General features: G+C 37.6%; 18 protein-coding genes. All 18 read left to right on the top strand.

Annotation, left to right across the window (positions count from 1 at the left end; translation table 11 throughout):
* The first annotated feature begins 67 nt into the window (after positions 1-67).
* Entirely contained in the window at positions 68-565 is a 498-nt protein-coding gene (locus CEF18_RS10030) for a DUF6115 domain-containing protein (protein ID WP_110936340.1), read from the top strand.
* Positions 566-725: 160 nt separating this feature from the next.
* Positions 726-1,424 (top strand): 30S ribosomal protein S2, encoded by a 699-nt coding sequence (gene rpsB, locus CEF18_RS10025; RefSeq protein WP_110936339.1) that lies wholly within the window; start codon positions 726-728, stop codon positions 1,422-1,424.
* Positions 1,425-1,628: 204 nt separating this feature from the next.
* Positions 1,629-2,513, top strand: a complete 885-nt coding sequence (gene tsf / locus CEF18_RS10020; RefSeq protein WP_110936338.1) for a translation elongation factor Ts — start codon at positions 1,629-1,631, stop codon at positions 2,511-2,513.
* Between the two features lie 85 nt (positions 2,514-2,598).
* Entirely contained in the window at positions 2,599-3,321 is a 723-nt protein-coding gene (gene pyrH, locus CEF18_RS10015; protein ID WP_110936337.1) for a UMP kinase, read from the top strand.
* Positions 3,322-3,325: 4 nt separating this feature from the next.
* Positions 3,326-3,883 carry a ribosome recycling factor gene (gene frr, locus CEF18_RS10010; protein ID WP_110936336.1) on the top strand — a complete coding sequence of 186 codons (558 nt, stop codon included), beginning with the start codon at positions 3,326-3,328 and terminating at the stop codon, positions 3,881-3,883.
* Positions 3,884-4,178: 295 nt separating this feature from the next.
* A complete protein-coding gene (locus tag CEF18_RS10005; RefSeq protein WP_110936335.1) occupies positions 4,179-4,949 on the top strand; it encodes an isoprenyl transferase in 771 nt (256 codons plus the stop codon).
* A gap of 15 nt (positions 4,950-4,964) precedes the next feature.
* Positions 4,965-5,756 (top strand): phosphatidate cytidylyltransferase, encoded by a 792-nt coding sequence (locus tag CEF18_RS10000; RefSeq protein ID WP_110936334.1) that lies wholly within the window; start codon positions 4,965-4,967, stop codon positions 5,754-5,756.
* Between the two features lie 29 nt (positions 5,757-5,785).
* A complete protein-coding gene (locus CEF18_RS09995) occupies positions 5,786-6,934 on the top strand; it encodes a 1-deoxy-D-xylulose-5-phosphate reductoisomerase (RefSeq protein WP_110936333.1) in 1,149 nt (382 codons plus the stop codon).
* 13 nt (positions 6,935-6,947) lie between these two features.
* Positions 6,948-8,207, top strand: coding sequence for an RIP metalloprotease RseP (rseP, locus tag CEF18_RS09990; RefSeq protein WP_110936332.1), 1,260 nt, complete (start codon positions 6,948-6,950; stop codon positions 8,205-8,207).
* Between the two features lie 260 nt (positions 8,208-8,467).
* Positions 8,468-10,168, top strand: a complete 1,701-nt coding sequence (locus tag CEF18_RS09985; RefSeq protein ID WP_110936331.1) for a proline--tRNA ligase — start codon at positions 8,468-8,470, stop codon at positions 10,166-10,168.
* Positions 10,169-10,430: 262 nt separating this feature from the next.
* Complete coding sequence (locus tag CEF18_RS09980; RefSeq protein WP_110936330.1) at positions 10,431-14,732, top strand: PolC-type DNA polymerase III; 4,302 nt, start codon at positions 10,431-10,433, stop codon at positions 14,730-14,732.
* A 419-nt stretch (positions 14,733-15,151) separates the two neighbouring features.
* Positions 15,152-15,622, top strand: a complete 471-nt coding sequence (gene rimP, locus CEF18_RS09975) for a ribosome maturation factor RimP (RefSeq protein WP_110936329.1) — start codon at positions 15,152-15,154, stop codon at positions 15,620-15,622.
* A gap of 153 nt (positions 15,623-15,775) precedes the next feature.
* On the top strand, positions 15,776-16,903 hold the full coding sequence (nusA, locus tag CEF18_RS09970) for a transcription termination factor NusA (RefSeq protein WP_110936328.1): 1,128 nt from the start codon (positions 15,776-15,778) through the stop codon (positions 16,901-16,903).
* Positions 16,904-16,916: 13 nt separating this feature from the next.
* Positions 16,917-17,195 (top strand): RNase P modulator RnpM, encoded by a 279-nt coding sequence (gene rnpM / locus CEF18_RS09965; RefSeq protein ID WP_110936327.1) that lies wholly within the window; start codon positions 16,917-16,919, stop codon positions 17,193-17,195.
* Positions 17,192-17,494, top strand: a complete 303-nt coding sequence (locus CEF18_RS09960; protein ID WP_110936326.1) for a YlxQ family RNA-binding protein — start codon at positions 17,192-17,194, stop codon at positions 17,492-17,494. The genes rnpM and CEF18_RS09960 overlap by 4 nt, the downstream gene beginning before the upstream one ends.
* 44 nt (positions 17,495-17,538) lie before the next feature.
* Positions 17,539-19,659: a translation initiation factor IF-2 gene (gene infB, locus CEF18_RS09955; protein WP_110936325.1), complete on the top strand. Its 2,121-nt coding sequence runs from the start codon at positions 17,539-17,541 to the stop codon at positions 19,657-19,659.
* The gene (locus CEF18_RS09950) at positions 19,656-19,937 is read left to right on the top strand and encodes a DUF503 domain-containing protein (protein WP_110936324.1); all 282 of its coding nucleotides are present in this window, start codon (positions 19,656-19,658) and stop codon (positions 19,935-19,937) included. Before infB ends, CEF18_RS09950 begins: the two co-directional genes overlap by 4 nt.
* A 58-nt stretch (positions 19,938-19,995) precedes the next feature.
* A complete protein-coding gene (rbfA, locus tag CEF18_RS09945) occupies positions 19,996-20,343 on the top strand; it encodes a 30S ribosome-binding factor RbfA (protein ID WP_110936323.1) in 348 nt (115 codons plus the stop codon).
* Positions 20,344-20,421 lie beyond the last annotated feature (78 nt).

Below are 20,421 nucleotides of genomic sequence, written 5' to 3'. Positions count from 1 at the left end.
GGAAACGATGTGTTTAATATCTTATATTAGTGATGATGGAGATGTAATAAAGGCAAAGGGGACAATAATGCTATATTTAGTAATCATAAGTTTGGCGCTGCATTTTGTAAGTTTTTATATTATGATCCTTCTCTATCAGCGAATGGAGCGTACAAAACCTTTAGATAAAGAAAAAACAATGAAAGAATTAGAAGATCTTCTTCTATCTTATACTACAGAAATGAAAGACAATAATGAAAGATTAGCTCGAAGGGTTAGTAAACTTTCTGCTAATTCATCTCCTAAAGTGAATGAACATAGAAAGATAGAAAATATACCAGAACCAATAACTGATCCTGATCAGAGTTTAGTAAATACTTTTCCTGATTCCGCTGATCATGAAGAAGATTATAAAGAGTATGAGCCTCCACTTCCGGATGAAACATCAGAAGAAATAGCTCTGGATTCTTCTACAACATCTAGAGTATTGTCGCTTTACAAACGGGGGAATTCTGTAACTGATATTGCAAAGGAATTACGCATTGGTGCTGGAGAGGTTGAATTACTCCTAAAATTTTATAAATAAATTCCTTCCATCTCTTGTCATAGCATGATGTATATGATATATTATCTCTTGGTGTTACTACACACGCTTGCGGATCTAATCGAGGGTGCTTTATTCAATTAAAGTCTTAATTAGAGAAGATGCGAGCGGAGGATTTAAAAAACCAGAGGAGGTGAGTGAAATGGCAGTGATTTCCATGAAACAATTATTAGAAGCAGGGGTTCATTTCGGACACCAAACACGTCGTTGGAACCCAAAGATGGATCGCTACATTTTCACAGAAAGAAACGGTATTTACATTATTGATCTTCAAAAAACAGTTAAGAAGGTTGACGAGGCATTTAATTTTGTTCGTAACTTAGCTGAGCAAGGTGGAACAATGCTTTTTGTAGGTACAAAGAAACAAGCTCAAGATTCTGTTAAGGAAGAAGCTGAGCGTTGTGGTATGTACTTCATTAACCAACGTTGGTTAGGTGGTACTTTAACTAACTTTGACACTATCCGTAAGCGTATTGCTCGTCTTGTTGAGATCGAAACTATGCAGGAAGATGGAACGTTTGATGTCCTTCCTAAAAAAGAAGTTGTCCTTCTTGTTAAGGAAATGGACCGTCTTGAGAAATTCCTAGGTGGAATTAAAGAGATGAAGCGTCTACCGGATGCATTATTTATTATCGATCCTCGTAAAGAGCGAATCGCTGTTGCTGAAGCTCATAAATTGCATATCCCAATCGTTGGGATTGTTGACACTAACTGTGATCCTGACGAGATTGATTATGTCATTCCAGGTAACGATGATGCAATTCGTGCTGTTCGTTTACTTACTGCGAAAATGGCTGATGCAATCATTGAAGCTAATCAGGGTGAAGAAACATCTGCTTAAAATGTTCGTCCAAAAGGGTGATAGAGGGCTAGACCCTTTATCATCCTTTTTTTAAAATTACTATTGCAGGTTATGTTGATGCTGTAAAGTGGTAATAATGTAAAAAAGCGCCGGGGGAATCCCAAATAGTTTTCGAAATTTAAAAACAAGCGCTATACTTAAAATGTAAATAAAACAGAAGATATAAATTAAGGAGGAATTTGAATGGCTATTTCAGCTAAAATGGTAAAAGAACTTCGTGAAAAAACAGGTGCAGGTATGATGGACTGCAAAAAAGCCCTTACAGCAACTGACGGGGATGTGGATAGCGCAATTGATTTTCTTCGTGAAAAAGGAATTGCCAAAGCAGAAAAGAAATCTGACCGTATTGCTGCCGAAGGTCTTGCTCATATCGTTACAGAAAACAATCGTGCTGTTATCGTAGAAGTCAATTCTGAAACTGACTTTGTTTCAAAAAATGAAAACTTCATTAATATGGTGGATAAGATCGCACGTCATATTTTAACTAATAATCCAACTACAGTAGATGAAGCCTTAGGACAATCTTTCGATGGTTCAGAAGATACTCTAAAAGGATTTATTAATAGCCAAATCGCAAAAATCGGTGAAAAAATTTCGTTGCGTCGTTTCGCACTTGTTGAAGGTGGAGAAAATGAAGCATTTGGTGCTTATATTCATATGGGCGGACGAATCGGTGTATTAACTGTGCTTACAGGAACTGCAGATGAGCAAGTTGCAAAAGACGTTGCGATGCATGCTGCTGCTTTAAATCCTAAGTATGTTCGTCGTGAAGAAGTCTCTGAAGATGAAGTAAATCGTGAGCGTGAAGTATTGAAGCAACAAGCTATGAACGAGGGTAAACCTGAGAAAATCGTTGATAAAATGGTTGAAGGTCGACTTGGTAAATTCTTCGAAGAAACTTGTTTGAATGAGCAAGCATTCGTAAAAGACAGTGATCAAAAAGTAGGCAAGTATGTATCTTCAAAAGGAGCGGAAATCAAAACTTTCTTCCGTTATGAAGTTGGAGAAGGCATGGAGAAAAGGGAAGAAAACTTCGCTGAAGAAGTTATGTCTCAAGTTAAAAAATAATATTTGCTGGATCATAGAGGGGCACTCCGTGTCCCTTTTTCCTAAGAGTATTAGTTAAAATACATAATATAAAATGGAGGGTACTATGGAGGAGCGAAAGTATAGCCGAATTGTGTTAAAATTGAGTGGTGAAGCGTTATCAGGAGATCAAGGATTCGGTATTGATCCAACAATGATCCAATCCATCGCTGATCAGGTGAAAGATATTGTCGCTCTGAAAGTTGAAGTTGCAATTATTGTTGGAGGAGGCAATATTTGGCGGGGAATGGCCGGAGCCGCTAAAGGTATGGACCGGGCAACCGCAGATTATATGGGAATGCTTGCTACAGTAATGAACTCATTAGCACTCCAAGACAGCTTGGAGAATATAGGGGTTCAAACAAGAGTTCAATCCTCCATTGAAATGAGACAAGTAGCCGAACCATACATAAGACGCCGAGCAATACGCCACCTTGAGAAAAAACGAGTGGTCATTTTTGCTGCCGGTACGGGTAATCCTTATTTTTCAACAGACACAACAGCCGCATTACGAGCAGCTGAAATTGAAGCGGATGTCATTTTAATGGCCAAGAACAATGTGGATGGTGTATATAGCGCTGATCCTAGCATTGATTCAACTGCGGTTAAATATGATACGTTAACTTATTTAGATATTTTAAAGGACGGTTTGGCTGTTATGGATTCCACGGCTTCGTCTCTATGTATGGATAACAATATCCCGTTAATTGTTTTCTCTATCGCGGAAAAAGGCAATATAAAACGAGCTGTGTTAGGTGAAGAAATTGGAACAATAATAAGGGGGAAGTAAAATAATGTCAAACGAAGTATTAAAACAAGCAAAAGAGCGAATGGAAAAGTCAGTTGAGGCGTATGAAAGAGAATTAGGCACGTTACGGGCAGGCAGAGCCAATCCATCTATATTAGACAAGGTTCAAGTAGAGTATTACGGTATGATGACGCCGTTAAATCAACTTGCTTCCATAACTGTTCCTGAGGGAAGAATGCTTTTAATTCAGCCGTTCGATAAATCTTCTATTTCTGATATCGAAAAAGCTATTCAAAAAGCTGACCTTGGATTAACGCCGTCCAGTGACGGTAATATCATTCGAATTACGATTCCTGCACTAACAGAAGAACGTCGTAATGATCTCGTTAAAATAGTAGGTCGTTACGCAGAGGAAGCTAAAGTTGCTGTTCGTAATGTACGCCGGGATGCGAATGACGAACTAAAGAAGAAAGAAAAAGATGGTGAATTAACAGAAGATGAACTTCGTCGTGGGCAAGATGGAGTTCAAAAACTTACAGATTCCACAATTAGTAATATCGATAGTATTTCTAAAGTCAAGGAAGAAAGTATTCGTGAGGTCTAGTCTTTCTTAATTGTATATAATTAAAAATGTGAGAAAGGGCCCTCTCGAGATAGAGGGTCTTTTCAATTTAATTGAGTATGTTCAATAGATCTTGAAATACTAAATGAATATGGTGTTGACCATTTACAAATTTTCATCTTATACGATAAGCTTGTTCATGGTAGAATATAAAAAGGGACCAATATATTCCACATTAACATTTCAGGTCGATAACATATGTGCAAAGATGGTAAAGTGTATGATACATATAAAAAATGTCATTATTTGAATTTCAAACCGCCTGGGGGAAAAAAGCATGTTTGATAAATTAACAGGCCGTAATAAAAACGGACAACCAAATGAAGATCCTACTCTTTTAATCTCACAAGAAAACATCCCGAATCACGTTGCAATTATCATGGATGGAAATGGGCGCTGGGCCAAAAAAAGAGGTCTTCCTCGTATAGCAGGACATCGTGAAGGAATGAGTGTTATAAAAAAGATTGTCCGTTACTCTAATAATCTAGGTATTAAAGTTTTAACACTTTATGCATTTTCAACTGAAAACTGGAAGAGACCTAAAACAGAAGTTGATTTTCTAATGCGACTCCCAGAACGCTATTTAAGTGTTGAATTACCAAAACTGATCAAAGAAAATGTTGTCATCAGAATTACTGGTGATCGCGAGAAATTACCTGATTATACGAAAAAAGCAGTAGATAATGCTATTGAGAAAACAAAGAATAATAATGGACTTATCTTGAATTTTGCACTTAATTATGGCAGCAGGTCAGAAATCCTTGATGGAATGAAATCAATTTACAGAGATATAGAGAATGGGATTATACACATAGATGACGTATCTGAAACGATGCTTTCCAACCATCTGATGACTTCGGATCTTATTGAACCAGATTTACTTATTAGAACCAGTGGAGAAATTAGACTTAGCAACTTTATGCTCTGGCAATTAGCCTATTCCGAGTTTTGGTTTACGAAAGTACTCTGGCCGGATTTTGCAGAGGAGCATTTTGATGAAGCGATCCGGGAGTATCAAAAGAGACAGCGAAGATATGGCGGTGTTTAGAGAGGAGCAGGAAATTTGAAACAACGAATTATAACCGGGGTTGTTGGGGGTAGTGCCTTCCTTGGCCTTATTATTTTAGGGGATCTTCCTTTTACATTGTTAATGATTGCCTTGGCAGCTATTGCAATGTGGGAATTAATTAAAATGAAAAGAATCCAACCGTTTTCTGTTAAAGGAGTTGTTGCATTTATTTTTATGTTTCTCCTATTAGTTCCGGAAAACTTAGTGTCCATGCAATGGATTCACCTTCAAAGATTAGAGTTATTTTTACTGTTAATTATCGTTCTTTTAGCATTGACAGTTGTAACGAAAAATTCTTTTTCCTTTGATGAAGCCGGCTTTGTCATTCTTGCCTCGGTGTATGTAGGTTTTGGTTTTCATTACTTTATGTATGCCAGATTTTTAGAAAACGGACTAGAAGTGATATTTTTTATTTTAACCATCGTTTGGTCAACTGACTCAGGGGCTTATTTTGCTGGAAGAAGTTTTGGGAAACATAAACTTTGGCCGGAAATTAGTCCGAAAAAAACGATAGAAGGCGCTGTTGGCGGTACTGTTCTAGCGGTTTTAATCGGCTCAATTTTTATAATTTTCATTCCGGTTTTCTCATCATGGATTGTAACGATGATGTTTATGCTTATTGTTTCTATTACTGGGCAATTAGGGGATTTAGTCGAATCGGCTTTTAAACGACACTATGCAGTAAAGGACTCTGGTCAAGTGTTACCGGGTCACGGAGGTATCTTAGATAGATTTGACAGTTTGATATTTGTAATGCCAATTATTTATTTGCTTGGATTCATTTAATCTGGTCATGAAAAGAGAGGCGTTAATCATTGAAAAAAATTAATTTAATTGGTTCAACTGGATCTATAGGGATTCAAACACTGGATGTTGTTCGTTCTCATCCTGATAAGTTTTCTATTTTAGGTCTCAGTTTTGGTGTGAATATAAAGGTTGGAATGGCACAAATTGAAGAATTCCAACCTGAAATTATAAGTGTAGGATCTCTGGAAGTTTGTGAAAAAGTAAAACAACAGATTACTTATCCTGCCTGCATTCTCTATGGAGACCACGGATTAATAGAAGTTGCTACATATGGGGAATCGGAAGTACTTGTCAATGCCGTCATGGGAAGAATAGGTTTGGAACCTACTTTAAAAGCGATTGAGGCTGGAAAAGATATAGCAATTGCAAATAAGGAAACGTTAGTGACAGCCGGACATATTGTCACAGCGATGATTGAAAAACACGGTGTACAACTTATACCAATCGATAGTGAACATTCAGCTATTTACCAATGTTTACACGGTAACATTGATAAAGAGGTCTCTAAACTAATTTTAACTGCATCTGGTGGGAGTTTTCGCAATTTAACACGGAGTGAACTAGAAGGAGTAACGGTTAACGATGCATTAAAACATCCTAATTGGCAAATGGGAGCTAAAATCACTATTGACTCTGCTACGATGATGAACAAAGGCTTGGAAGTTATTGAAGCGAAATGGTTGTTTAACATGAGTTATGATAAAATTGATGTTATCTTACATAAAGAAAGCATTATTCATTCTATGGTTGAATATATTGACGGTAGTGTACTTGCCCACCTCGGAACACCAGATATGAGAGTTCCTATTCAGTTTGCATTATCTTTACCTGAGAGGCTTGATTTAAAGGGTGGAGAAAGGTTAAACTTATGGGAAGTTGGTGCACTCCACTTTGAAAAAATGGACAAAGAGAGATTTAGATGTCTGGAAATTGCGTATCAGGCTGGTAAACAAGGTGGTTCGGCTCCGACTGTATTAAATGCGGCAAATGAAATCGCAGTCTCTTTATTTCTACAAGGAAAAATATCATTTTTAGATATAGAATATTTTGTAGAAAAAGCATTGGATGGTCACACCCCATCCAACGATCCTTCACTGGAAGAAATCATTTCTTTAGATGATGAGATTAGAAACAAGGTGTTATCTTATATCAGTTAAAGGGTGTGTGTGAATGAATACTTTAATAGCAGTAATTGTGATCTTTGGACTACTTGTGTTTATACATGAGTGGGGGCATCTTATTTTTGCTAAAAGGGCCGGTATTTTATGTCGTGAATTCGCCATAGGATTCGGACCGAAAATATTTTCTTTTAAACGAAATGAAACGGTATATACGATTAGGCTCCTTCCATTAGGTGGCTTTGTGCGAATGGCTGGAGAAGATCCTGAGATGGTTCAAATCAAGCCTGGCTATGAAATTGGTCTATTTTTTAATGATTCTGGTAAAGTAAATTGTATGATTATTAATAATAAGTCTAAACATCCCGGGTGCAAGGTGATGCAAGTAGAAAAAATAGATATGGAACATGATTTATTTGTACAAGGGTATGTAGATGATTCAGAGGAACTAATAACTTATCAGATAGATGAAAAAGCTGAGTTTGTTCATGATGAACTAGCTACACAAATAGCGCCTTATGATCGTCAGTTTTCATCTAAAACAGTTGGCCAGCGTGCAGTAGCTATTTTCGCTGGACCTATGATGAATTTCGTACTAGCTGTTGTAATATTAATGGCTTATGCACTTATTGCTGGTATGCCAGTCGATGAAGCGTTAGTTGGAGATTTAACGGATGATGGTGTTGCCTTGGAAGCGGGTCTTGAAAGTGGAGATAGAGTTCTTTCTATCGATGGTGAAAATGTCACCACCTGGGAAGATATGACCAGCATTATCCAAGATCAGCCAAATGAAAACCTTCAGTTTGAAATTGAACGTGGGTCAGATCAATTTGAGGTTAACATAGTCCCTCAAGAAAGAATTGGCGCTGAGGATGAAGTAGAAGGGGTCGTAGGTATCTATCCGCCAACTGAAAAGAGTATAGGCGGTGCAATTGCTTTCGGTTTCACACAAACGTATGAGTATACAATGCTCATAGTTGAAGCATTAGGTATGCTTGTCACCGGACAATTTAGTTTAGATCATTTATCAGGCCCTGTAGGGATTTATAATTACACGGGTGAAGTTGCAGCAATGGGAATTCTAGTTTTATTCCAATGGGCAGCAATTTTAAGTGTTAATTTAGGGATAATTAATTTGTTACCATTGCCTGCACTTGATGGTGGTCGACTGATATTTATTGGGTTAGAAGCAATTCGAGGAAAACCAATTGATCCACAAAAAGAAGGAATCGTTCACTTTGTTGGCTTTGCTCTGCTAATGTTATTAATGCTTGCAGTGACGTGGAACGACATAAATAAATTTTTCTTGTAGACGTTTAGACAACTAGGAAGCGATGACCTTTCCAGCTTACTCCTTAAGCGGATTTGAGTACCTTGCTTTTTAAATTAAACTAATAATCTTAAAGAAAAAAGCTTTAACTTAGAAGCGACACCTCTAATTTCAACTTAGGGTGTTGCTTCGTTTCACTGTTGTACCAAAGTGATCTATAGAGGAAAATCAAATCATTGGCAAATTTTTTGAACACATTTTTTAGATGATTAATATTAATGTAAAGGTTGGGGTGGCTTATAATGAGACAAAGTACATATTTAGCACCTACGTTACGAGATATACCGGCAGATGCTGATGTAAAGAGTCATCAATTAATGCTTCGTGCCGGGTTGATTCGTCAGAGTGCTTCTGGAGTTTATTCGTTTCTACCCTTAGGTATGAAAGTGTTGCAAAAGGTGGAAACAATTGTCCGTGAAGAAATGAATCGTGCTGGGGCACAGGAGTTATTGATGCCGGCTATTCAACCTGCGGAACTCTGGCAAGAGTCAGGGCGTTGGGAAGCTTATGGACCTGAGTTAATGAGATTTAAAGACAGACATAACCGTGAGTTTGCCTTAGGACCAACACATGAGGAAGTAATTACGAGCCTAGTAAAAGATGCTGTTGGTTCCTATAAAAAACTTCCAATGACGTTATATCAGATTCAAACGAAATTCCGTGACGAGAGAAGACCTAGATTTGGGATTCTTCGTGGCCGGGAGTTTTTAATGAAAGATGCCTATTCGTTTGATACGAGTTTTGAAGGATTAGATGAAAGTTATAATAAAATGTATGAGGCTTACAAGAATGTGTTTACGCGTTGTGAATTAAATTTCAGAGCAGTTGTTGCTGATTCTGGTGCAATGGGAGGAAAGGACACTCATGAATTCATGGTTCTTTCTAACATTGGTGAAGATACGATTGCCTACTCTGATTCTTCAGATTTTGCAGCGAATATTGAAATAGCGCCTGTGAATGTAGCCTACGAAAAATCCAGTGAAGCCCTCAATGATATAGAAATAATTTCAACACCAGGTAAAAAATCTATAACCGATGTTGCTGCATTTTTGGAAGCGGACAAGCAACGCTGCTTGAAATCGTTACTATTTATCGTTGATAAAGAACCTGTACTTGTGCTGGTTCGTGGAGATCATGAGGTAAATGACGTGAAAATCAAACATTTCTTTGAAGCAACGCAAGTCGAACTTGCCTCTGATCAGGAAACAAGCTCATGGCTTGAAACAGAGGCTGGGTTCATTGGTCCGGTTGGAATAGATAATAAAGTGAAAATTATTGCAGACCATGCTGTGAAGTACATGGTTAACGCTATCTCAGGAGCTAATCAAAAAGATACCCATCTTAAGAATGTCAACCCTGATAAAGACTTTGAAGTGTCTTCTTACGGAGATTTCCGAAATATCCAAAAAGGAGATCCTTCACCAGATGGGCAAGGAACAATCCTTTTCAAAGAAGGTATCGAAGTGGGTCATGTATTTAAGCTCGGGACACGCTATAGTGAAGCACTAGGTGCAACATTTTTAAATGACCAAGGAAAAGCTAAACCGATTGTGATGGGAAGTTACGGAATTGGAGTTTCCAGAACAGTTGCAGCAATTGTAGAAGAAAATCACGATGATGATGGTATTATTTGGCCAAACAGTGTAGCTCCTTTTCAAGTCCATCTTATCCCGGTAAATATAAAGCAAGAAGAGCAAAGGGTTCTAGCGGAGTCTTTATATGAGAAGCTTGAACAGCAACATTTTGAGGTTTTATTGGATGACCGTACAGAGCGTCCAGGTGTTAAATTCAAAGATGCAGACCTTTATGGTTTACCAGTGAGAATTACTGTAGGTAAAAAAGCAACAGATGGCATTGTAGAGGTTAAAATAAGGAAGACTGGTGAAATGCTAGAACTTCATGAGGATGATCTCCTGGAATTCTTAGCTAAAACTGTTAGATAATTTTTATAATGAGGGTGCGTTCATAAAGTCGATAACTGACTCTATGATGCACCCTCATAGTAATGAAACACCTGGTTTTACAAGATAAAGGTAAGAAAGTATAATAATTCTTTAATAGGCTGCGCGTAATCAACGAAGTTTGTATTGTTGTTTTCTTCGAAGCAAAACTAGATGTTTTAATTTTTCAAAGACTGCCATGCAGTTTTTCTTAGAAGATTAATAAAAGACGGCTATGCCGTTTTTCTTAATGGAGGGGAAGAAAGTGAGTAATGAAATTGAAATTAGGCAGGAGCGATTTAACCTCTTAATGGAGCAAGTTGTGATGCCTGATGAAATCATTTCAAATCAGTTACAGGGCTCATATATACAAAAACTTGAAGTGTATCAAAAAGAGCGCAGATGGAAATTTTCGTTTATGATACCTAAAGTTCTGCCTTATACTGCTTTTGAACTGTTTAAAAGTCGTATTACTCAAGGTCTTCAACATATTGCAGATGTAAGTATTATGATAGATTATGAGGAAAACAGTGATATTACGAAACATATAAATGAATATTGGCCTTACTTCGTAGAACAAGTGAGGCATACTACTAACGGTCTTATTCAGCGGTTGCAAGAACAAGTGCCAGTGATAGACGGTAGGAAAGTTATCATTGCAGTGCTTAATGAAACGGAAGCAGAGATGCTCCATCGAAGAGTGTTGGGTCCTTTGAAAGAAGTATTCCAAGATTCAGGATTTGGAAATGTTCAATTAGAGACTACGGTGAAGGAATCACAAGAAGCAATGGACCGGTTCGCAGAGCAAAAAATGGAAGAAGATCAAAATAAGATCGTGGAAGCAATGCTTGAAAAACAGAAATACGATGAAAAAGCAAAAGAGCTCCAACATAATAGAAAAGTTACGATGGGCGTTCAAATTAAAGACGATCCTCAGCCTATTGAAAACATTATCGAGGAAGAGAGACGAATTACTATTCAAGGCTTGGTTTTTGATGTAGAAACGAAGGAGTTAAAAAGTGGACGGACGTTATTAACCTTTAAAATAACAGACTATACAGATTCATTAACTATAAAAATGTTTTCGAATGATAAAGAAGATGTCCCAGTCTTTCAATCTATTACGAAAGGAATGTGGATAAAGGTAAGAGGGAGTGTGCAATTTGACACATTTATTCGAGACTTAGTAATGATGGCGAAAGATTTTGAACAGATCCGTAAAGCGGAACGACAAGATAGCGCTCCTAAAGATGAGAAGAGAGTAGAACTGCACCTTCATTCGCCGATGAGTCAAATGGATGCTGTAACGCCAGTTAGCTCTTATATAGAACAAGCCAAAAAATGGGGGCATCCAGCAATTGGGTTGACCGATCATGCCGTGCTGCAATCTTTTCCGGAAGCTTTTGGTGCAGGGAAAAAACATGATATAAAAATTCTTTATGGGGTAGAGATTAATTTAGTAAATGATGGTGTTCCAATTGCATATAACCCTTCTGACCGTGTGCTTCAAGATGAAACGTATGTCGTTTTTGATGTGGAGACAACGGGCTTGTCTGCTATTTATAATACTATTATTGAGTTAGCAGCAGTGAAAATAAAAGATGGTGAAGTGGTTGACAAGTTTGAATCATTTGCAAATCCACACGAGAAACTAAGTCCATTGATTATTGATTTAACGGGAATTACAGATGATATGGTAGAAACTGCACCAGAAATTGAAGATGTACTAAAAAAGTTTCATGAATGGATCGGAAACGATACCCTCGTTGCCCATAACGCAAGCTTTGATATGGCATTTTTGAATGCAGGTTATCAAAAGATCGGCTTTGAAAAAGTAACTAATCCTGTTATTGACACATTGGAATTAGGCCGGTTTCTATATCCTACGTTTAAAAACCACCGGCTGAATACGTTGTGTAAGAAATTTAATATCGAATTAGTGGCACATCACAGAGCGATTTACGATGCTGAAGCCACTGGCCATCTCCTTTGGAAAATGGTTAAAGATGCCACAGAAAAAGAAATTTTAGTTCATCACCAATTGAATGATCAGACATCTAAAGACGATTATAAGAAACAACGTCCAAATCATTGTACGGTATATGCTCAAACGAAAGCAGGGTTAAAAAATCTTTATAAACTTGTGTCATTATCACATTTGAACTATTTTTTCCGCGTGCCTAGAGTTCCGCGCTCTGAATTGATCAAGCATCGTGAAGGATTACTAATAGGATCTGCTTGTGATAAGGGGGAAGTTTTTGATGCTCTTATGCAAAAGTCTCCAGAAGAAGTAGAAGAGGTAGCCGCTTTCTATGATTATCTTGAGGTACAGCCGCCAAGTAATTACATTCATTTAGTAGAGCGAGAAATTGTAAGAGATGAATTAGCATTAAAAGATATGATCAAAAATATTATTTTAATTGGTGATAAATTAGGAAAAAGAGTCGTGGCTACGGGTAATGCTCATTATTTACAGCCTGAAGATCATATCTACCGGAAAATCCTGATTGCTTCACAAGGTGGAGCCAATCCGTTGAATAAACAGACACTTCCTCAAGTTCATTTCAGGTCTACAAATGAAATGCTTGACTGCTTTAGTTTTTTACCGGCAGATAAAGCAAAAGAAATTGTTGTAACGAATACTCAGAATTTCGCGGATGATATTGATGACATAAAACCAATCCCAGATGAATTGTTTACACCTCATATTGAAGGTGCAGATGAGGAAATCAGAGAAATGTGTTATGCAAGAGCAAAAAGCATTTATGGCGATGATTTGCCGCAACTCCTTATTGACAGATTAGAAAAAGAATTGACAAGTATCATCAGTAACGGGTTTTCCGTGATCTATTTGATCTCCCAAAAACTGGTGAAAAAATCGCTAGAGGATGGCTATTTGGTTGGGTCTAGAGGATCTGTTGGTTCCAGTTTTGTTGCAACAATGACAGAAATTACAGAAGTGAATCCATTACCTCCTCATTACGTGTGTCCAAACTGTTATCATTCTATCTTTTTTAATGACGGTACAGTGGGATCAGGTTTTGATTTGCCGGATCGATCCTGTGAGAAATGTGATGCAGAGTACAATAAAGATGGTCATGATATTCCGTTTGAAACGTTTTTAGGTTTCAAAGGGGATAAAGTTCCCGATATAGACTTGAACTTCTCAGGTGATTATCAGTCAAAGGCTCATAATTATACAAAAGAATTATTCGGGGAAGATTATGTTTATAAAGCAGGTACAATTGGAACTGTCGCAGATAAAACAGCATATGGGTACGTCAAAGGCTATGAGGGTGACGAAAATATTCAGCTTAGAGGCGCAGAAATAGACCGGCTTGTAGCTGGATGTACAGGTGTTAAACGGACAACAGGCCAGCACCCGGGTGGTATTATTGTTGTACCTGATCATCTCGATATATATGATTTTTCACCGATACAATACCCTGCTGATGATAACCAATCTGATTGGAAAACCACTCATTATGATTTTCATTCTATTCATGATAATTTGTTGAAGCTGGATATTCTCGGTCACGATGATCCTACAGTTATCAGAATGCTTCAAGACCTAAGTGGTATTGATCCAAATGATATACCTGTGGATGATGCAGAAGTATATAAAATATTTGCAGGACCACAACCTTTAGGAGTTACGGCAGAACAGATTATGTGTAAGACGGGGACGTATGGCATACCGGAGTTTGGGACACGTTTTGTTCGGCAAATGTTAGAAGAAACAAAACCTAATTCTTTCAGTGAGCTTGTTCAAATTTCAGGGCTATCGCATGGTTCAGACGTATGGTTAAATAATGCAGCTGATCTTATCGCGCAGGGTACGTGTGTATTAAAAGATGTTATTGGTTGCCGTGATGACATTATGGTTTACCTCATATATAAAGGTGTAGAACATTCTTTGGCTTTTAAAATTATGGAATTTGTCCGTAAAGGAAAAGGACTGCAGGAAGAATGGATTGAGGAAATGAAAAAGCATGGTGTACCAGATTGGTACATTGGTTCATGTCTGAAAATAAAGTATATGTTCCCTAAGGCACATGCCACGGCATATGTATTAATGGCAGTACGAATAGCTTATTTCAAGGTACATCTTCCAATATTATTTTATGCAGCATATTTTACGGTTAGAGCGGATGATTTTGAATTGGATACAATGGTACGAGGGTCTGCAACGATTCGTAAAAGAATTGAAGAGATTTATCGTAAAGGATTCGATGCTTCTCCAAAAGAAAAAAGTGTTGTAACAGTACTTGAGCTTTCCTTGGAAATGTGTGAAAGGGGATTCTCTTTCCAAAAAGCTGACCTTTACCGCTCTAAGGCAACAGAATTTATTGTCGATGGAGATACTCTCATCCCACCTTTTAATGCGATAACTGGTGTTGGAACAAATGCGGCTATAAATATTGAAACAGTTAGGGAAGATGGAGAATTTATTTCTAAGCAAGACTTACGGGAGCGAAGTAAGATTACAAAAACTGTTCTCGAAAGTTTAGACGATCATGGTTGTTTAGACGGGATGTCAGATTCAAATCAACTTTCTTTATTTTAAGTGATATAATTTTTTGAGAAATAGATTATTTTCTAAAAAGTTTTTGCTTTCAAAAGGGGGGGACAACTCATGTAGTACAAGAGAATTTGCATGCGTCCCTAGAATATGGTATATTAATGAAGGACTCAGATTATATCGGCTACGAAAGAGTGGGGAAACCCACTCTTTCTTTTGTACCTATTTAGGAAATTATAGTTTCATGAGTTGTACATAATACGTTTAATATGGAAGTGTTTCGTTCTGCTTCTACGTCGGTGTTTATGGGGCTTACGCTATTGTACTTATATTCATTTCCATTTGAAGGAATAATAATTAAGGAAGCCTAAAGCTATCCTTTTTATCGATAAGGTAGCGTAGCTGGGCATCATAGATTCAAGGTATCAATACGAGTTACCTTACGAAAAAAGGAGGTTTACCCTATGGCTGAAAATATTCAAACAAAGGTGGGAGATCTTGTGACTCCAATTCTTGAAGAACTGTCCCTAGAGTTAGTGGACGTGGAATTCCAAAAAGAAGGAAAAAATTGGTTTCTTCGTGTATTTATAGATAGTGATAAAGGAGTGGATTTGGAAGATTGTTCAGCGGTAAGCGAAAAATTAAGTGAAGCTCTCGACGAAAAGGACCCTATAGAACAGGCTTATTACATGGAAGTATCATCACCTGGAGCTGAGAGACCATTAAAAGGTGAAAAAGATATCAAACGAGCCGTAGGAAAAAATGTACATGTTTCAACTTATGCGCCTATTGATGGAGCCAAAAGCTTCGAAGGACTATTAACACAGTTCGATGGAGAAAATCTTACTATTGAAATGAAGGTAAAAACGCGTCGTATTACGGTGACTGTACCTTATGAAAAGGTGGCAAAAGCCAGATTAGCGATAGCTTTTTAATATGGCTTTGTAACAATGAAGAGTTGAGGATGAAGAAAACTGTGTTTGTGCTGACATGCAATAATAACTTGTAGTAATTATAGGCAGTTCATACCAGTCATCAACGCCCTTTACTAGTAGAGCCATTAAATTTGAAAGGGGGAAAATTGTTCCATGAATAATGAATTTATGGATGCATTGGCATCCATTGAAAGAGATAAAGGTATTGATAAGGAAATTATTTTGGAAGCAATTGAGCAAGCCTTAATTACTGGATATAAACGTAATTTTAATTCTGCTCAAAATGTTAGGGTGGATATTGACCGCGAAACTGGAGTCATCCGTGTTTATGCAAGAAAAGAAGTAGTTGAAGAGGTTTTCGATATCAGACTTGAAATTGCGATTGAAGAAGCGAAGTCAATTAATCCTCTGTATGACGTTGACGATGTGGTTGAAATCGAAGTAACGCCGCGGGATTTTGGAAGAATTGCAGCACAAACTGCCAAGCAGGTTGTTACTCAACGGGTAAGAGAAGCAGAAAGAGGTATTATTTATTCTGATTTTATAGATCGTGAAGAAGATATCATGACTGGTATTGTCCAGCGTCAAGATCATCGCTTCATTTATGTTGATTTAGGCAAAGTAGAAGCATTAATGCCTGTCGGAGAACAAATGCCGAATGAATCTTATAAACACAATGATCGAATCAAAGCTTATATTACTAAAGTAGAAAAAACAACAAAAGGACCGCAGATTATGATTTCACGAACCCATCCTGGACTTTTAAAACGGTTATTTGAATTAGAGGTACCTGAAATTTATGATGGTACTGTTGAAATTAAATCAGTGTCACGCGAAGCAGGAGAACGATCAAAAATTTCTGTTCACGCGGACGATGAGGATGTTGATCCTGTTGGATCTTGTGTTGGACCACGCGGACAACGAGTTCAAACAATTGTGAATGAATTAAAAGGCGAAAAAATAGATATCGTTAAGTGGTCTGCGGACCCTCAAGTGTATGTGGCAAATGCATTAAGTCCTTCTAAGGTACTCCAAGTTACTGTAAGTGATGACGAAAAAATGACCCAAGTGGTTGTTCCGGATTATCAATTATCACTTGCCATTGGTAAACGAGGCCAAAACGCGCGGTTAGCAGCAAAATTAACAGGATGGAAAATCGATATTAAAAGTCAAACTGATGCTGAAGAATTAGGTATATATGATGCTAATGCTCCTATAGAAGAAATTCAGCAAGATGAAGATGATTATATGGATAATATTGAGGGAAATAAAGAGGACTAAGGAGGGGAAAGGCATGGCAGGTAAAAAGAAAGTGCCCCTTCGTAAATGCGTTGTTACTCAGGAAATGAAACCTAAAAATGAACTAATTCGTGTGGTTCGTTCGCCTGAAGGAGAAGTTTTCGTGGATCCATCTTCGAAAAAATCAGGCAGAGGGGCATATGTTTCAAAAGATTACGATGTCATCTCAAACGCACAAAAAAAAGACAGCTTATCCCGTCATTTAAAAGCTAAGGTTCCAGAAACAGTTTACGAAGAACTTCTTCGTATGAGTGATAAAGGTAAAGTCACATGACAGATAAATCATGGGTGAACTTATTGGGTCTCATGCAACGAGCCAGAAAAATTGTTACCGGGGAAGAGCTTGTTGTTAAAGCAATACAGAAAAAACGAGTTGTTTTTGTTATTATTGCAGCAGATGCATCAGATAACACGAAAAAAAAGGTTACCGACAAGTGCCATTATTATGAAATTCCATATATATTTTTTGAAGATCGCTATGTAATTGGACAAGCGATAGGAAAAGCCGAACGAGTGACTGTTGGATTAGTTGATAAAGGTTTTGCAAATAAATTTCGCTCATTAATTGAGTAATATCTATTACAGGATCAGCTGTAGTAGGTATAGGAGGTATGTATATGAAAAAAATTCGTATTTATGAATATGCAAAAGAAAATAATACGACAAGTAAAGAAGTGATTAATCAACTTAAAAAGATGGGCATTGAAGTAACAAACCATATGAGTGTGATTGATGACAAGACAATCGAAAAACTTAGTGGCAAAACAGACCCGGCAAAGACGGATGCTCCTGCTTCTAAGAAAGCAACGCCAGAACAAAGCAAAGCTAAGAATACTGGAAATAAAAGTACGGACAACGCGTCAAAAGATAATTCTAAAGGACGAGTAAATAACGGTGGTAATAATAAAAACCGTAAAAATGACTCTCGTAATCAATCGCAGCAACAAACAAAACAGACATCTCCTAAACCTGCGGTAAAAGAAACACCATCTAAAATCGTTTATTCTACACCTGTAACGGTTGGTGGATTTGCCGAAAAGTTAAAAAAAGAACCAGCAGAACTTATTAAAAAGCTTATGGATTTAGGTGTTATGGCAACTATTAATCAAGAATTAGATAATGAAACGATCAATATTTTAGCAGAGGAGTTTGGTGTGAAAGCAGAAGAAGAAGTAATTATTGACGAAACTGCTTTTGAATCAATTGAAGAAAATGAAGACCCGGCTCTTTTAGAAGAACGTCCTCCAGTTGTTACGATTATGGGTCATGTTGACCATGGTAAAACAACACTTCTTGATAGTATTCGTCACACAAAAGTGACAGCCGGAGAAGCAGGCGGTATTACGCAACATATTGGTGCTTATCAAATCGAAGAGAATAATAAAAAAATAACTTTCCTTGATACTCCTGGTCACGCTGCTTTTACTACGATGCGTGCAAGAGGAGCCCAAGTAACAGATATTACGATTCTTGTAGTTGCAGCCGATGATGGTGTTATGCCTCAAACAGTAGAAGCAATCAACCATGCTAAAGCAGCGGAAGTACCAATTATTGTAGCTGTTAATAAAATGGATAAAGAGGGTGCTAACCCTGACCGAGTAATGCAAGAACTGACTGAGCATGGGTTAGTTGCAGAAGCTTGGGGCGGCGAAACAATCTTTGTAAATGTTTCGGCTATTAATGGAACTGGCATTGATGAATTGATTGAAATGATTCTTTTAGTTTCAGAAGTCGGAGAGTTAAAAGCAAACCCTGATAAAGCTGCATTAGGTACGGTTGTTGAAGCAGAACTAGACCGTGGTCGTGGTCCTGTTGCAACGCTTCTCGTTCAAGCGGGTACACTTCATGTTGGAGACCCAATTGTTGTGGGCAATTCTTTTGGTAAAGTGCGTGCAATGGTCAATGATCTTGGGAAGCGAGTTAAATCTGTTGGACCTTCTACACCGGTTGAAATTACAGGTTTAAATGCTGTACCTCAAGCGGGTGACCAGTTCCGCGTATTTAAAGATGAGAAAAAAGCACGTCAATTCGGTGAAGCTCGTGCATCTAAACAGCGTGTAGCTGACAGAAAAGAAACATCTACAGTTAGCCTGGAAGATTTATTCGAACAAATCCAACAGGGAGAAATTAAGGAAATTAACCTTATTGTAAAAGCAGACGTTCAAGGTTCTGCAGAAGCAATGAAAGGTACCTTAGAGAAGATTGAAGTAGAAGGTGTGAAAGTAAACATTATTCACACAGGTGTTGGTGCAATTGCAGAATCCGATGTTATTTTAGCTTCTGCCTCTAAAGCAATCATAATTGGATTCAACGTACGACCAGACGTAAACGCAAAACGAACAGCTGATGCTGAAAAAGTAGATATTCGTTTACATCGTGTCATTTATGATGCAATCGAAGAGGTTGAATCTGCAATGAAAGGCCTACTGGATCCGATATTTGAGGAGAAAGTTATTGGGCAAGCAGAGGTAAGACAAGTATTTAAAGTATCTAAAATTGGTGCAATTGCCGGTTCTTACGTAACAGAAGGAAAGATTACAAGAGGATCATCTGTACGGGTTATTCGAGACGGAGTTGTTGTTTTTGAAGGTGACGTTCGCGCATTAAAACGTTTTAAAGACGATGTAAAAGAAGTTGCCAACAACTACGAATGTGGGATAACTCTTGAGAACTTTAATGATGTGAAAGAGGGAGACATCATCGAAGCTTATGTTATGGAAGAAATTAAACGTAAATGATAATTGGATCGATCAATGTTGAAGCGGTGATTTATCATCCCCATTCATTGAAAGAAAAACGATCTGTAACCAAAAGTGTTGCTACTCGCGTGAAGCAACGGTTCAATGTCTCTATTGCAGAGATTGGGTACCAAGATGTTTGGCAACGGACAGAATGGGCAATTGTTTCTGTAGGATCACAAAAGATCCAAGTAGAAAAAGAACTTCAGCGGGCAATTTCCATTATTGATTCGAATGAGCAATTAGAAGTTACTTCAATCACTTGGGAATGGTTATAGGATTTAAGCTTATAATATAAAAAGAAAGAATCTACGTTGTCGATAGGAGTGTCTTGCTATGAGTAAAGTTCGTGCCAATCGTGTTGGGGAACAAATAAAAAAAGAGTTAACAGATATCATTCAAAGAGATCTTAAAGATCCCCGTATAGGTTTCGTTACAGTCACTGCAGTCGATGTAACCGGTGACTTGCAACAAGCAACAGCATTTATTACTGTTTACGGGGAAGATGAAGAACGTAAAAAAACGCTTCAAGCGTTAGAGCAAGCTAACGGTTTTATTCGATCTGAAATCGGTAAAAGAATTCAACTTAGAAAGACACCGGAGTTATCTTTCACATTCGATGAAAGCATAGAACGAGGAAACCGAATTGATGAGCTTTTACGTGGATTAAATAAAGATAAGTAATAATACTAGGGGAGATGGAGGAAATCTGTCTCCCCTTTCTTTTGGTTAAATACTAAATTAAACTTAATCTGGAGAGTG

The sequence above is a fragment of the Salipaludibacillus neizhouensis genome, assembly GCF_002886185.1.
Taxonomy (GTDB): Bacteria; Bacillota; Bacilli; order Bacillales; family Salisediminibacteriaceae; genus Salipaludibacillus; species Salipaludibacillus neizhouensis.
This window is presented reverse-complemented; position numbering and strand designations above follow the sequence as displayed.

What these genes read in the sequence shown, in the direction of transcription:
- CEF18_RS10030 (WP_110936340.1), top strand. Translation starts at nt 68, where the DNA reads ATGCTATATTTAGTAATCATAAGTTTGGCGCTGCATTTTGTAAGTTTT.
- rpsB (WP_110936339.1), top strand. Translation starts at nt 726, where the DNA reads ATGGCAGTGATTTCCATGAAACAATTATTAGAAGCAGGGGTTCATTTC.
- tsf (WP_110936338.1), top strand. Translation starts at nt 1,629, where the DNA reads ATGGCTATTTCAGCTAAAATGGTAAAAGAACTTCGTGAAAAAACAGGT.
- pyrH (WP_110936337.1), top strand. Translation starts at nt 2,599, where the DNA reads ATGGAGGAGCGAAAGTATAGCCGAATTGTGTTAAAATTGAGTGGTGAA.
- frr (WP_110936336.1), top strand. Translation starts at nt 3,326, where the DNA reads ATGTCAAACGAAGTATTAAAACAAGCAAAAGAGCGAATGGAAAAGTCA.
- CEF18_RS10005 (WP_110936335.1), top strand. Translation starts at nt 4,179, where the DNA reads ATGTTTGATAAATTAACAGGCCGTAATAAAAACGGACAACCAAATGAA.
- rseP (WP_110936332.1), top strand. Translation starts at nt 6,948, where the DNA reads ATGAATACTTTAATAGCAGTAATTGTGATCTTTGGACTACTTGTGTTT.
- CEF18_RS09985 (WP_110936331.1), top strand. Translation starts at nt 8,468, where the DNA reads ATGAGACAAAGTACATATTTAGCACCTACGTTACGAGATATACCGGCA.
- rimP (WP_110936329.1), top strand. Translation starts at nt 15,152, where the DNA reads ATGGCTGAAAATATTCAAACAAAGGTGGGAGATCTTGTGACTCCAATT.
- nusA (WP_110936328.1), top strand. Translation starts at nt 15,776, where the DNA reads ATGAATAATGAATTTATGGATGCATTGGCATCCATTGAAAGAGATAAA.
- rnpM (WP_110936327.1), top strand. Translation starts at nt 16,917, where the DNA reads ATGGCAGGTAAAAAGAAAGTGCCCCTTCGTAAATGCGTTGTTACTCAG.
- CEF18_RS09960 (WP_110936326.1), top strand. Translation starts at nt 17,192, where the DNA reads ATGACAGATAAATCATGGGTGAACTTATTGGGTCTCATGCAACGAGCC.
- infB (WP_110936325.1), top strand. Translation starts at nt 17,539, where the DNA reads ATGAAAAAAATTCGTATTTATGAATATGCAAAAGAAAATAATACGACA.
- CEF18_RS09950 (WP_110936324.1), top strand. Translation starts at nt 19,656, where the DNA reads ATGATAATTGGATCGATCAATGTTGAAGCGGTGATTTATCATCCCCAT.
- rbfA (WP_110936323.1), top strand. Translation starts at nt 19,996, where the DNA reads ATGAGTAAAGTTCGTGCCAATCGTGTTGGGGAACAAATAAAAAAAGAG.